Below are 14,703 nucleotides of genomic sequence, written 5' to 3'. Positions count from 1 at the left end.
TAATGTGCTTTCCGTCTTGCGCAGGACTGTAGAGCAGGAAAGTTCATATGCGCCGCCCGGCTCCCGCGGCTCCCGAGGGGTATCTCCCATGCAAAAACTTTTGTTGGGTAAAGTCCGAGGTCAGTGGCGTTTTATAACGAGAAATTCAAAAAAGTTGAAAATCCATTACAAATTTGCGTTGACTTTAGGTAACTAAAGTTTCATACTCCTTTTCAACCACTGGGGGATGTGAACACGCACGGATCGTTCACATCATGATTGAAGAGGATTTCTTAGACATGTTCACGCATCAGCTAAACATTATCAGCGTAGTAATTATCTGATGCGGGTTAGCACATACAGCTAGCCCGTACGATAACGGGCGGCTGATGAAGATGAGGGTCGTCGAGCGCAACCGACGGCCCTCATTTTTTATGTCTAGGAAGTTCTTTTTAGAGGAGGAAATGTAATGAACGGAGTTTTGCTCATGGTTGTGGCCGCGGCGGTGCTCGCCTGTGGCTATCTGGGCTACGGCCGCTGGCTGGCCAACAAGTGGGGCGTTGACAAAGAGGCCCTCACGCCGGCCAAGCGCATGAAGGACGGCAAGAGCTTCTCGCCCGTCTCCGCCTTTACCGCGTTCTCGCACCAGTTCAGCTCGATCTGCGGTGCTGGCCCTGTCACGGGTACGATCGTCGCCATGGCCTTTGGCTGGCTGCCCGTCGTGCTCTGGGTCCTCGTCGGCGGCATCTTCTTTGGCGCCGTCCACGACTTTGGTGCTCTGTACGCTTCGATGAAGAACAACGGCAAGTCCCTGGCCCAGCTCATCGAGAAATACATCGGCAAGACCGGCCGTCGCCTGTTCCTGCTGTTCTGCTGGCTGTTCTGCATCATCGTCATCGCCGCTTTCACCGACATGGTCTGCAAGACGTTCATGTTCACCTCGGTCGTTGACGCTTCTGGCGCTGCCACCGGTGCTATCGACTTCACCAAGTCCTATGCCGCCGGCTGCGCTGGTACCATCTCCATCCTGTTCACCTTCGTCGCTATCGCCTTTGGTTGGGCCCAGAAGAAGTTCAACCTCACCGGTGCTACCGAGTTCGTCGCCGGCGTGGTCCTCATGGTTCTCATGTTTGCCGTCGGTATGCAGTTCCCGGTCTACCTGGATAAGTTCCAGTGGTTCGCCGTCGTCATGGTCTACCTGGTCTTCGCTGGCGCTATGCCCATCCAGATGCTCAAGACCCCTCGCGACTACCTCACTTCCATCATGATGATCGTCATGATCGCCTGCGCTGTCCTCGGTATCGTCGTCCTGGGTGTTAACGGCCAGGCCACCATCACCGCTCCGGCCTTTACCGGCTTCTCCAGCGCTTCTGGCATGATGTTCCCGGTCCTGTTTGTTTCCGTTGCCTGCGGTGCCCTCTCCGGCTTCCACAGCCTCGTTTCTTCTGGTACCTCCTCCAAGCAGGTCGAGAAGGAGCAGGACGCCGTCAAGGTCGGTTATGGCGCCATGATCGTCGAGTCCTTCGTCGGCATCCTTGCCATCATCGTCGCCGGCATCATGTTCTCTGATATGAACACCGCCGGCACCGGTGCCCTCAACGCCGGCGTCGCTTCCACCCCGTTCCAGATCTTCGCCGCTGGCATCTCCCGCGGTATGCAGGCCTTCGGTGTTGACGGCACGCTCGCTACCGTCTTCATGACCATGAACGTCTCCGCTCTGGCCCTGACCTCGCTCGATGCCGTCGCCCGCATCGCCCGCACCTCATTCTCCGAGTTCTTTGCCCAGACCAACGACGCCCTGGTCATCGAGTCCAAGGCCGGCTACATGAAGGTTCTCGGCAACCCCTGGTTCGCCACGGTCGTCACCCTGCTTCCCGGTCTCGCCCTCGCCTTTGGCGGCTATGCCAACATCTGGCCGCTCTTTGGTGCTTCCAACCAGCTGCTCGGCGGCATGACCATGATCACCCTCGCCGTGTTCTGCAAGTGCACCGGCCGCAAGGGCTGGATGCTCTACGTGCCCGTCGCCTTCCTGCTCTGCTGCACCTTCACCTCGCTGGTCCAGAGCGCCATGGGCTGCATGACCGCTGTCCAGGCTTACGGCTTCTTCGGCACCATCCCGGCTACCGCCACCACGGCCGCCGTCTCCGTCGCCGCCACCAAGGGCCTGCAGCTCGTTTTCGCCGTCCTGCTGATGGTCCTGGGCCTCATCGTTGCCGTCAACTGTCTCAAGGAGTTCTTCGGCAAGGAGGCCGGCTCCATGCCCGACGAGGAGCCCGAGTGGTCCGAGATGGGCAAGGCCGAGTACGGTCGCGCCGCTGCCGCTGAGGCTCCTGCCGACGCCGAGGCCGCTAAGGCCTAGTCGGTCGGACGGGTTGAATCTCCCATCTATTTGACTCGGAAAGACCGGGTCCGCAATCAAGCGGACCCGGTCTTTTTTCTTGTGATAACAGGTGGTGCAAGGGCGTTCTCGCAGATGTTTTGCGTGGATAGGCTCGTGCGTTGTACCATATGGACGTATATGTGTGCATATGAAAGGGGCCCCGTGGCCAAGACGGTATATTCCGATAATCAAAACAATGTCGATGCTCTGGCTGAGCGTCTGAGCAGCCAGACGTCGCTTTCTGCCGAGCGCGCCAAGCTGGTTGCCTACGACCTGCTCTGCCGCAAGGCGCTCAAGATTAAGTCGAGCGCGCTGGCGCAGATTTTCCGCTCCGTCGATAAGGAATGCGACACCAAGGCGATGCGCGATGAGCTTATCGCGGCAAATATCGTGACCAAGATCGAGGGCAGCGGCATTAACGGGCGCCCGGCGTTCTATACCATCAATGTCGAGATCCGCGATGCCCAGGAGCAGCCTGCCGAGTCCGTCGAAGATTTTGTCGTCGAGGATTCCGCTGACGTGCCTGCTGTGGAAGAAGTTGCTCCGCGTGAGCATGTCGATACCGATGAGTTGCTCGATGAGAACGTCGTGCGTGCCTTTACGGCCAAGGCAGGACGCGGCGGTTTTGGCGGGGGTGGCAAGCGCGATGCGCAGCGCCGCGCCCAGCAGGAGCGCTTCCGTCGTGCCGTTGCTCAAAAGGGTGAGACGGATGCCGAGGCTGTTGAGAACGAGGTTGCTGCCGAGTCGCAGAGGCCCGCGAAGGAGCAAAAGCCCGTGGAGGCCCAGGAGCCCCAGCGTCGCCGTGGTGCCCACTTTAAGGCTGCGCAGCAGGATGTCGCGCATGAGGTTGAAGAGCCTTCCGAGGCTGCAGACGATGTTGAGGAGTCTGCCAAGAAGGCTCCGGGTTCATGCCGTCCCGGGCGTGGTTTTGCGAGGCGCGCGTATCCCGTAAGGCGTCAGGAGAAGGGCGAGCCGGCTTCGACCGCTCAGGCCGAGAAGGCCGAACAAACCGAGAAAACCGTTGAGCCGGCGGCTCGCGAACAGAAGCCTGTTGAGCCGCAGCTTGAGGTTGCTGCCGAGGCCAAGGGCGAGCAGCCTACTGATGGGCAGACGGAGCAGGGCGCGTCGAGCAGGCCTCGCCGCCGTCGCCATCGCGGGGGCCGCAGTTCCCATGCCGAGACTGCAGCCGAGAAGACCACGCCGCAGGACGAGGATGCGAAGGCCGAGGTTTCTTCGGGGCAGCCTAAGCGCCAGCCGGCGAAGGAGAGCAAGTCCGATCGTCCGCAGAAGCAGGCGTCTATGCCGAAGCGCGAGCGCAATTCCCAAGGCGATTCTAAGCGCAGGTCTCAGAAGAAGCCGGAGTCTGCCGCAGTAGATGCTGCTGCCCAGCAGCCCGAGCCGGCCGTCCACGGCGAGGTATCGGCGTTTGCCCTTGCCCGCGTTTTAGGCAGGCAGCTGCTCAAAGTTGTCCCTACGCCTACGGCGCTCTCTAAGATCAAGGAGCAGCAGACACAGATCGTAAAGGTCGAGGGCAAGGACGGCAAAAAGGCTCCGCAGCGCACTCAGCACAACGAGATGTCCAACCGCAAGATTGCCGAGGAAATCGCAATCATCCAGGCTTGGATCGAGCAGAACCGAGGTGCCGATACGCCGGTTGCCTCGCGCCGCCAGCGTGCCTACCAGATTTTTAACGACGAGAAGGCTTTTGACGGCAAGCACGGTGAGCGCCTGATAAGGCGCATGACCGAAAAGGGCATCAGCATGCAGGCGATCAAGGTCGCCCCCAACCGCCCCGTGCACTTTACGGGTTTCTTTACGCTGGGCGCCGATAAGCCGTTCATTATGGTCGAGAACCTGGACACCTACGACGAGATCGTCAGGCTGCTGCGTGGCCGCAAGCACGCCAAGCTCTTTGGCATCAAGGTGGGCGGCGTGATTTTTGGCGGCGGATGCAAGGCGAGCGTCTCGCATGCCCTGGACGATTATCTGGCTGAGATCGGCTATCGCTTTAACTACGTCTACTACGTGGGCGATATCGACCGCGAGGGCGCGCGCATCGTCGAGCAGGCTCGCAATGCCAATGTGGTTGAGATTCGCCTGCATGCCGGCATGTACCGCGCCATGCTCGCCGAGCATAAGCGTCGCGTGAAGGCCGGCGGCGAGTGCGAGCCCGCGGCTGCCAACCAGGGCGTGCCGCAGAACTTGGCGGCGACGATCAAGGATCTGCCCATGGTCACGCGCGTGCAGTTCCGCAATGTGCTGCGCGAGGGCGGGCGCATTCCGCAGGAGATTCTGATGACCGCCGACTATCGGGATGGCGACTCGGGAAGCTTCGACCGCATGCTTAACAACTAAATTCCGCCGGCCCCGGGAGAGCGGGGACACCGGCTTAGGTTTCCTGCTCTACAGTCCTGCTCACGACGGAGGCCACATTAAGTGGCCTCCTGTTCGTGCGGAACTCGCGATAAACCTAAGCCGGTGTCCCCGCTCTCCCGGGGCCTGTCGTGGCTTGGCCGTTGCATGCGGCTCGCTTTTCGGAACGGGGCTGACGGACACGTTCCGAAATCTACCACCGTCGCTGTGCAGGGTGTCTATAAAGAGCCGTGGCCAAAAAACATCAAATATGAGTACTGATACTCTTTTAGTAGCAGTAATTTTGACCACATTTAAGGTGATTTGACGTGTCGATCGAGCAGATAAGCTGCCGTATCTCCTCAAGTGTTCATTAAAGGAAGACCTTGATGCGAATAAATCTCATTAAGATCTTCTTTTATTAACGAAAATAATGTAGCTACAACGGTAACAGTACTCATATTTGCCGTTTTTTGGCCACAGTCCTTCGGAGGGTCCTCGAAAATAGTCCCGAGCCGGCACTTGGGGACGTTCCTATAATGCCGGCACTTAGGAGCGCCCCCAAGTGCCGGCACCGCGTCTGCCTGCGGCGGCCGCGCCCCGCTGCGTCGCTTCGCTCCCTTGCGGGTTCGAATCCCTCCGCTTGGCGGCGTTGGCTCGATTTGCTTGACGTGAGGGGCTCTTGGCTGGTGTGGGACGGAGGGATTCCGCGTCTGCCTGGTCGGCGGCCGCGCCCCGCTGCGTCGCTTCGCTCCTTGCGTGCTGCGCTGGAAAACGCTTCGCGTTTCCTCAGCTCCGCACCCTTGCGGGCTCGAATTCCTCCGCTTGCCCACAAGAAAGCGCCCTGGGCCGTTATGGGCTTAGGGCGCTCAGTTTTAATGGCTGGGACGGAGGGATTCGAACCCCCAACAGCCGGCACCAAAAACCGGAGTTCTACCGTTGAACTACGTCCCAATGTGTGGTGTTGCCCAAAAGCAACTCGTCTAGTTTACCTAATCTGCGAGGGCATCGCAAACGCCGTCGAGTAGGCGTACGGCGAGCGTCTGCGCGTCGCTGGCCGTGAAGGTGCCGTTGTAGCGCGTCATGCCCGTGAGCTCAATGCGAATGCGAGCCGGCTTCTGCTGCGCGGCGACATTGGCGGTGCGGATGCGCTGGGCCAGGTTGTGGCACTCGGCGAGGGCAATCGTGGCGCGTGGCGCGGCGTCGGCGGGCAGCTCGTCGCTTGCGATCTCGAGCACCAGGTCAACGTCGGTTGGGACCTCGGAGTCGCAGAGCATCATGCCGCTGTTGTCGGTCGTTGCCGTGGCGATGTTCCACATGCGCGAAGCAACGCTGCGTGCGATGGGGTCCTCACCGATAACGGCGATCTGGAAGCGCTCGAGCACGTTGGCGGCGCGAGCAAAACCGATGCGGGACTCGGCTTCGGTGACCGAGGGCTTGCCCTCCCACACATGGTGCAGGCGGTTGATGTAGGCGTAGGTGTCCTGGAAGGCCATGCCGTCGGCAAACAGGCCGACATTTTCCTGGAACTGCTGCAGGGCGGCCTCGGTATGCGGACCAAAGTAGCCGTCGTCTTCGCCACAGGCAAAGCCCAAAACGTTGAGAGCGCGCTGCAGGGCCTGCACATCGGCGCCATGGAAATTGGGCATGCGCAGATACAGGGTGCGGTCGCCCAGCTTATACGAGGCGTCGACCAGGGCGCTCCAACAGGGGATATCGACGGCATAACCGGCCGCAAGGCCGCTATCGAGCCTAAACGTGCCAACGGCCTGCTCGGTGGTGGTGCCAAAGCGCTTGTCGGCGACCTCGTCGGCATCGATGGTGTAACCGAGCTGCAGAAGGCGGGACTGAACATCCTCGACGGCTGCTCCCTGCATGCCCGTGGTAATAGGTTCCATGAACGAACCCCTTTCGGCGTACGATTCGTACTATTTTGAGCGCGTGTCGGATAGACAACGCAAGACAATGCATAAACATGCACTCAACAGTGTAGCAACTTGTACCCAAACGCGCTGCCCACAGGTTTTGTGACCCCCGCTAGTTGAGGCGCTCCACAAAGAAATCTGCCATGGAGAGGAAGAGCTCGCGCGCATGCGGGTCGAGCTCGACGCCTTCGATAGCGGCCTTGGCCTTAGCGGTCAGGTCGAGCGCATAGGTGTGGGCGTAATCGATGGAGCCGGTCTCCTGGAAGATCTCCACGGCGCGTGCGAGCTGCGCAGGGTCCTCGGTGCCCGAGGAAAGGATTGCCTCGATCTCGTCGTGATAGCGCTCGTCTGACAGGGCATGCACGGCAACGAGGGTGCGCTTGCCCTCGGTGATATCGGTGCGGAAGTCCTTGTTGGCGGCCTCCTTGGTGCCGATCAAGTTGAGCAGGTCGTCTTGAATCTGGAAGGCAAGGCCCGTGTGCAGCCCAAAGGCGCGCAGTGCCTCAATCTGCTCTTCGCTGCCGCCGCCGATAATGGCTCCGGCGGCAAGCGGCGTCGCTCCGCTGTAGTACGCGGTCTTGTGCGTCGCCATGTCCAGATAATCGTCGACCGAAATGTCAAAGCGCCCGTCGCGGACCCAGCCCAGGTCGAGCGCCTGGCCCTCGATGGTACGGACGATCATTTCGGTAAGCTCGTGGAGCACGCGAAGCTTCACGTCTGCGTTGAGTGTGGGGTCGTCGAGAACCGTCTTGGTGACCATGGTGAGCGCCAGGTCACCGCAGTTGATGGCAAGACCGGTGCCCTCGGTAAGGTGCATGCAGGGCTTGCCGCGACGAATCTGCCCGTTGTCGGCGATGTCGTCGTGGATGAGTGCGCCCGACTGAAAGTGCTCGATGGCCGCCGCTGCGCTGCGGGCGCTCTCAAAGCTGCCGCCTACCGCAGTGGCGGCGAGCATGCAGATGAGCGGGCGGTGGCGCTTGCCGGCGTTTGCCGTAAATGCCGAGAGCGGGGTATACAGGTAGCGCTCGATATCGGCGGAAGTCGCCTGTCCGTCAAAGAACGTGGCCAGATAGTCGTTAATCTGGTCAAAGTGCTGGGCTAAAAAGCTGGTAAACGGACTGGACACGGGTTCTCGCATTCTTTGATAGGTTGCATCGTTGCATTATGCAGACAACATATTGCCACATTAGGGCGTCGAGCGCGGCGGTTGAAGACGATTGGTCCATGCGGCCGCAAGTGCAGTAGGGGCTTGGCTAGATAAGCCCAAAGTGTTCGAGCGCGGTGACGACGCCGTCGTGGTCGATGCTGTCGGTGACATAGTCGGCCTTTTCCTTGAGGAAGTCCGGTGCGTTGCCCATGGCGATGCCAACGTCGACGGCGTTCATCAGCGAGACGTCATTGCTGGCGTCGCCGATGCCGTATACGGTTCCGTGGTGGGGATCGAGGGCGTCGAGTACGGACTGGATACCCTCGCGCTTGGTGCATTCGCGAGGCGAAATCTCGGTCACTTCGAGCTCGAGCTCGTTAAAGCAGAGCAGCGGCTCAAACGTTTGATCCTGAGCGATGCGGTTGGCAAGCGACGTGGACATTAAGATCTTGTAGGCGCTGTAATGTTGCAGCTGCGTAATTGCATCGCCCACGGTGCGGGCATATCCGGGGGCGTCGGGCGCATCGGCACCCATGCGAACGACGCCATTGAGTCCCTCAAAACGAATCACTTCGTCCGATTGCTCAAGAATGGGAGCAAGACGCTGCAGCATACCGGGCGTCATCGCCAAATCGCGGATCACGTGTCCCTCAAGTTCGACATAGCCACCCGCGAGGCAGACGATGCCGGTCCAGGGCAGATCGAGCAGCTTTGGATGGATGCAGCTCAGCGTGCGCCCTGTGCAGATAAACGCCATATTGCCCTTGGCGACAAAATTACGGATGGCTTGCGAGACCGCTTCATTGGGATAGGGGGAGAGGTCTCGCTCGCTCTCGGGAAGCTCTTGTGCCACTCGAGGGTCTTGCCAGGCGAGTGTTCCGTCGATATCGAAGAAGCAGATATCGCCGCGCTTATGGGCTGCGCTGGCGGCAGGGGAGGCCGAGGTGGTGGGCACAAATCCCGGCTCGAGGCCCATGATCTGGTCAAAATGCTCTTTAACGCGGGGAACGGAGATGCCGATAATCACCTGGGCGGTCTTGCCCGTAATGATGAGGCCCTTGGCGCCCACCGCGACAAACGACGCGTTATCTGCAACGATGGAAGGGTCTGCGACCTCGACGCGCAGGCGCGTGGCGCAGTTGGTTGCGCCCACGATATTGCCAACGCCACCTAAAAGCTGAATTACCCGCTCAGCGAGGACGTGATCTTGATCGGATTGAATACTGACCTCGCCATTGGGAGATTGCTCTTTGGCAAAGCCGCTTCCCGTTAAACGATCGATTGCCGCGCGATTGGAGACATGATCCTCGCGGCCCGGCGTCTTAAGGTCATAGACCAAGATGAGTGCTCGAAAACTAACAAAAAAGATGAGGCTAAAGGCAAGACCGATACCGAGCGCCAAAAGGTAGGAGCCGGCATGCATTCGCATGAGTGGGATGAAGTTGAAGGCCGTCATTTCCATGAGACCGCCCGAGAAGATGCCGACGATGCCAAAGAAGTTCATGGTCATGGCAAGGCAGGAGGATAGGACGGCGTAGAGCAAAAAGAGTCCAGGATAGGTGAACATAAAGAGAAACTCGAGCGGCTCGGTGACACCGCAGACCACCGAGGCGACGATGGCGGGCAAAAGGATGACCTTAAGGCTGGCGCGGCGTTCGGGTTTGGCGGTGAAATAGAATGCTGCCGCGATGGCGGGAAGGCCAAAGAGCTTGCCCCAGCCGGTGGCGGTAAAACCTGCCCAGGGCGCAAGTTCATTTAAAGGGCGCGTGCTATGGGAGAGAATGGGGAGTAGGTTGGTCCACGTGGCGTAAATACCGTCGTGAATGACCAGATTGTCGTAATAGATGGGCATATAGAGCAGGTGGTGCAGCCCCATGGGCTCGAGTGCTCGCTCCAAAAACACAAAGATGCCCACGCCGAAGGGGCCGACGCCCGCAAGTGCGTGGCGCAGCGTTTCGGTCGCGGCGTATGCGAAGGGCACGATGGCGGCCGAGATGGCGGCAAGGGCAAACACGGCAAAAAAGCTGATGAGGTAGACCAGCGAGGAACCCGAGAAGGTGCCGAGCCAATCGGGAACCTTGGCATCGTAGAAGCGGTCATGGATGGCGACGACGGTTGCCGATACCGCCAGCGGGCCGATAATGCCGGTGTCGAGCGTCTTGATGCCGTCGATGACGGTGATACCGCTGGCGGGGGTCAAAGATGATGGGTACTTAAGCCCAAGGTTGTCTCCGCTCAGCTTAATGATCTCGCTCAAAAAGAAGCAATAGGCAAAATAGGCCACGAGTGCCTCGAGGCAGCAGCGTGCCGGTTGCTTTTGGGCAAGACCGATAGGCAGCGCTACGGCAAAAAGGAGTGGAAGGCGCTTAAAGACCGTCCACGAGCCGCGCTGGATGATGGTCCAGAAAACGTACCAAGGGGTTCCGTATACGGCGAGGTCGCCGACGATGTCTACGGTCGTGGCGAGGGCGGAGATGCCGACCATGAGGCCTGATATAGAAAACAGCATGGCGGGCGCGAACATTGCCCCGCCAAAGCGTTGGATTTTTTGCAGCATATTCTGCCTCTCGACCATAAGCCCGCCGTGTCTGCGGTGGAACGTTTAAACAATGAGTTAATTGTAGGGGAGTGAGCGTTCGCCGCATTGTTGGTTTTGATTCGAATCGATTGGAGCATCACGGGCGCCGTTGACAGTTAATAATCGGTGCTTTGCCGATAGACGGTTTAAACAACCCAAAGAAATGCTATCGTGCCTAGCCATACATATTCATTAGAGGTGAAATCATGCCAAAAGCGATTTACGAAGGAATCTACCGCGAGATCCGTTCGCGCATCATCAACGGGACCTATGCGTTTCAGGAGATGCTGCCAACCGAAGCCGAGCTGACCGCGGAGTTTGGCTGCACGCGCAATACCGTTCGACGCGCCTTGAGCATGCTGGCCGACCAGATGTTTGTGCAGCCTATACACGGTAAGGGCGTGCGCGTTATTTGGCTTAAGGGCGAAACCGACATGCTGGGCGCACTCGAAGAGGTTGAGTCGTTTGGCGAGTTCGCAAAACGCAACAATGCCGTCGCATCGACCGAGGTCAAGTCTTTTGAACATTTGATTTGCACTGAGCAACTCTCTCGTCGCCTGGGCTTTAAGGTGGGCGAGGAGCTGATTCGCGTAGTGCGTGTCCGAAGCCTCAACGGCAGCGCGCGCCAAGTGGACCATGGCTACTTTTTGGCGTCGATCGCCAAGGGCCTGACCCCCGAGATCGCGGCGGATTCTATCTACGGCTATCTGGAGCACAAGCGCGGCGTCAAAGTGATGGCGAGCCGTCGTACGGTGAGTGTCGAGCTCGCCAACGATGAGGACTGCAGCTACTTGGACCTTGGCAAGTACAACTGCGTCGCCGTTATGGAGAGCCAGTCGTACACCTCGGACGGCATCTTGTTCGAGGTCACGCATGCCCGCACGCATCCCGAGATCTTCCACTACCGCGTCAACTCCAAGCGATAGCCGGCTAGCTCGCAGCCTGACGAGACTCATGCCCTCAAAGCGAAAACGCCCGGTCAAACCGACGATGCATCGGCTTGATCGGGCGTTTTCTCTGCATTCGATAATAAATAATTGTTTATACAAAACTTGTCAAGTATCAAGTTGAAATTACCGTTCACCGAAGTTTTTCTACCGCTCTAGTAATACTTGTTCAAACAACTAGCCAAATAGCGTATTGTACAAGTCAGCAAAAGGGGCAAAGTCCCCGAGCCAATCTCCGAAGGCGGCGGCAAAGGGTGCCGCCACGGTGTGAAAGGGTGGATTGTAATGAAGAACGAAATGAGCAGAAGGCAGTTCCTGGGCTTTGCTGGTTCCGCGGCTGCGGTTCTTGGTCTGGGCCTCGTGGGCTGCGGTGGTTCTGCCGGCTCTGGCTCCTCTGCTTCCGGTGACGCTGCCGAGGTCTACTTCCTCCAGTTCAAGCCCGAGGTCGACAAGGAGTGGAAGGAGATCGCCAAGGCGTACAAGAAGGAGAAGGGCGTCGAGGTCAAGATCGTGACCGCCGCCTCCAACACCTACGAGGAGAAGCTCAAGTCCGAGATGTCCAAGAGCTCCGCTCCGACGCTGTTCCAGGTCAACGGCCCCACCGGCCTTAAGAACTGGAAGGACTACTGCGCCGATCTTTCCGACACCAAGCTCCGCGGCGAGCTCATCGACGACTCCCTGGCGCTGCAGTCCGACGGCAAGGATCTGGGTATCGACTGGGTTCAGGAGAGCTACGGCATCATCTACAACAAGGAGCTCCTCGAGAAGGCCGGCTACAAGGCCGAGGACATCAACTCCTTCGACAAGCTGAAGGCTTGCGCCGATGACATCCAGGCCCGCAAGGACGAGCTCGGCGTTGACGGTGCCTTCACTTCCGCCGGCATGGATGACTCCTCCAGCTGGCGCTACACCACCCACCTCGCCAACCTCCCGCTCTACTACGAGTTCGAGAAGGAGCACAACCAGGAGGACGACGAGATCAAGGGCGAGTATCTCGACAACTTTAAGCAGATCTTCGACCTGTACATCACCGACTCCACCTGCGATCCTTCGCAGCTCGCCTCCAAGACCGGTGACGACGCCACCAACGAGTTCGCAACCGGCAAGGCCGTCTTCTACCAGAACGGCTCTTGGGCCTACGCCGACCTCACCAAGGCCGGTATGACCGACGACCAGCTCGGCATGCTGCCGATCTACATCGGCGTCGACGGCGAGGAGAACCAGGGCCTGTGCTCCGGCGGCGAGAACTACTGGTGCGTCAGCTCCCAGGCTTCCGAGGATGCCCAGAAGGCCACCGAGGACTTCATGTATTGGTGCGTCACTTCTGACACCGCCACCAGCATCATCGCTGACAAGATGGGCCTGACCGCCCCGTTCAAGAGCGCTAAGGAGACCACCAACGTCTTCTCTCAGCAGGCCGTTGCTATGGCCAAGGACGGCAAGAAGACCGTCGCTTGGGACTTCGTTTACATCCCCTCCGAGGAGTGGAAGAAGAACCTCAAGCAGGCTCTCATCGCTTATGCTGCCGACAACACCAAGTGGGACGGCGTCAAGAACGCCTTCGTCGATGGCTGGAAGACCGAGAAGGCTGCTTCCGAGTAAGCAGTTGCTGCCCAAGCTATCTGATTAGCGACAGGGGGCGGGCAGACGTAGGTTTGCCCGCCCCCTGCATATTGAAAGGACCCTTCTATGGGCAAAGCACTCAAGCGCTGGTGGCCGCTCTTTATGCTGCCCACGTGCCTGGCGTTTATGATCGGGTTCGTGATTCCCTTTATCCAGGGTTTCTATCTCTCGTTCTGCCAGTTTATTACCATCAATAACGCGCACTTTGTCGGTATCGAGAACTACGTGCGCGCACTGACCGACCCGCAGTTCTCCACGTCGTTCTTCTTTACCGTGGCGTTTGCCTTCCTGTCGACGGTGCTCATCAACGTGATCGCGCTGGCCATTGCGCAGGCGCTCACTCGCAAGGCGCTCAAGGGCACCAACATCTTCCGTACGATTTTCTTTATGCCTAACCTGATTGGCGGCATCGTGCTGGGCTACATTTGGCAGATTCTGATCAACTGCCTGCTCTCCAACGTGGGCGCCCAGCTCATCGCCCTTAACTCTGCTGCTGGCTTCTGGGGCCTTATCATCCTGACCCTGTGGCAGCAGGTCGGCTACATGATGATCATCTACATCGCCGGTCTGCAGTCCATTCCGTCTGATTACATCGAGGCCGCCAAGGTCGACGGCGCTACGGCATGGCAGACGTTTTGGAAGGTTAAGATCCCCAACCTGATGCCGACCATCACCATCTGCCTGTTCCTGTCCATCACCAACGGCTTTAAGCTGTTCGACCAGAACCTCGCCCTTACCGGTGGTGCCCCGGCGCACTCCACCGAGATGCTCGCCCTGAACATCTACAACACGTTCTATTCGCGTGCTGGCATCGCATGGCAGGGCATCGGTCAGGCCAAGGCAGTTATCTTCTGCATCCTGGTTGTCGCTATTTCTATGATCCAGCTTAAGGCCACGAGGTCCAAGGAGGTGCAGCAGTAATGAAACGCGATAAGGCTATTAACCGCGCGCTCTCGATCTTCTTTACGATTCTGTCGCTCGCGTGGATCTACCCTGTGTTCATGATTGCGCTCAATTCCTTTAAGAAGGGGACCGCAATCAGCACCACCACGGCGTTCGATCTGCTCACGCCCGAGACGTTCAACGGCCTCGCAAACTACGTACACGCTCTTAACGAGCAGGGCTTTGCCTCGGCGTTTATGTACTCGCTCATCATCACAGTCACGTCGGTCGTGCTGATTCTGGTGTGCTGCTCCATGTGCGCTTGGTACGTGGTTCGTGTCAACAACAAGATCTCGAACTTCTTCTATTACCTGTTCGTGTTCTCGATGGTCGTACCGTTCCAGATGCTGATGTTCACGCTGTCCAATTTGGCGGACCGCATCGGCTTTAATACGCCGTTCAACATCTGCTTTATCTATCTGGGCTTTGGCGCGGGCCTGGCGGTCTTTATGTTCGCCGGCTTTGTAAAGAACATCCCGCTCGAGATCGAGGAGGCGGCCATGATTGACGGCTGCAACCCGGTTCAGGTGTTCTTTAAGATCGTTCTCCCCATCATGAAGCCCACCTATCTTTCGGTCGGCATCCTCGAGACCATGTGGGTCTGGAACGACTACCTGCTGCCCTACCTTACGCTCGACTCCACCAAGTACAAGACCATTCCTATTTTGATCCAGTACTTCCGCGGCGGCTATGGCCACGTCGAGCTCGGCCCCATGATGGCCTGCATCATGATGGTCGTTGTCCCCATCGTCATCATGTACATCTTCTGCCAGAAGTACATCATCGACGGTGTGGTGGCAGGTGCCGTCAAGGGCTGATGCCGTAACTGT

Annotated in this window: 10 protein-coding genes and 1 tRNA gene; 7 read left to right on the top strand and 4 right to left on the bottom strand. The window is 58.7% G+C overall.

What is annotated here, in order from left to right; all coding sequences use genetic code 11:
- The 3 genes from DW151_RS10790 to DW151_RS08975 all read left to right on the top strand — a co-directional run.
- A partial coding sequence (locus tag DW151_RS10790; protein WP_222847418.1) for a hypothetical protein occupies nucleotides 1-196 on the top strand: 196 nt, incomplete at its 5' end.
- 252 nt (nucleotides 197-448) lie between these two features.
- Nucleotides 449-2,338: a carbon starvation protein A gene (locus DW151_RS08980; RefSeq protein WP_118335462.1), complete on the top strand. Its 1,890-nt coding sequence runs from the start codon at nucleotides 449-451 to the stop codon at nucleotides 2,336-2,338.
- A 183-nt stretch (nucleotides 2,339-2,521) separates the two neighbouring features.
- Nucleotides 2,522-4,714, top strand: coding sequence for a hypothetical protein (locus DW151_RS08975; protein WP_158571686.1), 2,193 nt, complete (start codon nucleotides 2,522-2,524; stop codon nucleotides 4,712-4,714).
- An 876-nt stretch (nucleotides 4,715-5,590) separates the two neighbouring features.
- On the opposite strand, the gene DW151_RS08970 is transcribed toward DW151_RS08975, so the two are convergent.
- From DW151_RS08970 to DW151_RS08955, 4 genes are all read right to left on the bottom strand, one after another.
- Nucleotides 5,591-5,665, bottom strand: a tRNA-Gln gene (locus DW151_RS08970).
- 38 nt (nucleotides 5,666-5,703) lie between these two features.
- The gene (locus DW151_RS08965; protein WP_199579934.1) at nucleotides 5,704-6,609 is read right to left on the bottom strand and encodes a peptidoglycan-binding protein; all 906 of its coding nucleotides are present in this window, start codon (nucleotides 6,607-6,609) and stop codon (nucleotides 5,704-5,706) included.
- A 139-nt stretch (nucleotides 6,610-6,748) separates the two neighbouring features.
- The gene (locus DW151_RS08960) at nucleotides 6,749-7,762 is read right to left on the bottom strand and encodes a polyprenyl synthetase family protein (RefSeq protein WP_089573618.1); all 1,014 of its coding nucleotides are present in this window, start codon (nucleotides 7,760-7,762) and stop codon (nucleotides 6,749-6,751) included.
- A gap of 127 nt (nucleotides 7,763-7,889) precedes the next feature.
- Nucleotides 7,890-10,340: a PTS transporter subunit EIIC gene (locus tag DW151_RS08955; protein WP_158571685.1), complete on the bottom strand. Its 2,451-nt coding sequence runs from the start codon at nucleotides 10,338-10,340 to the stop codon at nucleotides 7,890-7,892.
- Nucleotides 10,341-10,567: 227 nt separating this feature from the next.
- On the opposite strand from DW151_RS08955, the gene DW151_RS08950 reads away from it, so the two are divergent.
- The 4 genes from DW151_RS08950 (at nucleotide 10,568) to DW151_RS08935 (ending at nucleotide 14,691) form a co-directional block, all read left to right on the top strand.
- Nucleotides 10,568-11,287: a GntR family transcriptional regulator gene (locus DW151_RS08950; protein WP_055252172.1), complete on the top strand. Its 720-nt coding sequence runs from the start codon at nucleotides 10,568-10,570 to the stop codon at nucleotides 11,285-11,287.
- 306 nt (nucleotides 11,288-11,593) lie between these two features.
- Nucleotides 11,594-12,910 (top strand): ABC transporter substrate-binding protein, encoded by a 1,317-nt coding sequence (locus DW151_RS08945; protein WP_055252173.1) that lies wholly within the window; start codon nucleotides 11,594-11,596, stop codon nucleotides 12,908-12,910.
- 87 nt (nucleotides 12,911-12,997) lie between these two features.
- Complete coding sequence (locus DW151_RS08940) at nucleotides 12,998-13,852, top strand: carbohydrate ABC transporter permease (RefSeq protein WP_099432301.1); 855 nt, start codon at nucleotides 12,998-13,000, stop codon at nucleotides 13,850-13,852.
- Nucleotides 13,852-14,691 (top strand): carbohydrate ABC transporter permease, encoded by an 840-nt coding sequence (locus DW151_RS08935; RefSeq protein WP_089573621.1) that lies wholly within the window; start codon nucleotides 13,852-13,854, stop codon nucleotides 14,689-14,691. The genes DW151_RS08940 and DW151_RS08935 overlap by 1 nt, the downstream gene beginning before the upstream one ends.
- The last annotated feature ends 12 nt before the right edge of the window (nucleotides 14,692-14,703 follow it).

It is taken from the genome of Collinsella sp. AM13-34 (assembly GCF_003473055.1).
Classification (GTDB): Bacteria; Actinomycetota; Coriobacteriia; order Coriobacteriales; family Coriobacteriaceae; genus Collinsella.
Note: the sequence above shows the minus strand (reverse complement) of the source record. Positions and strands in the feature narration are given on the sequence as shown.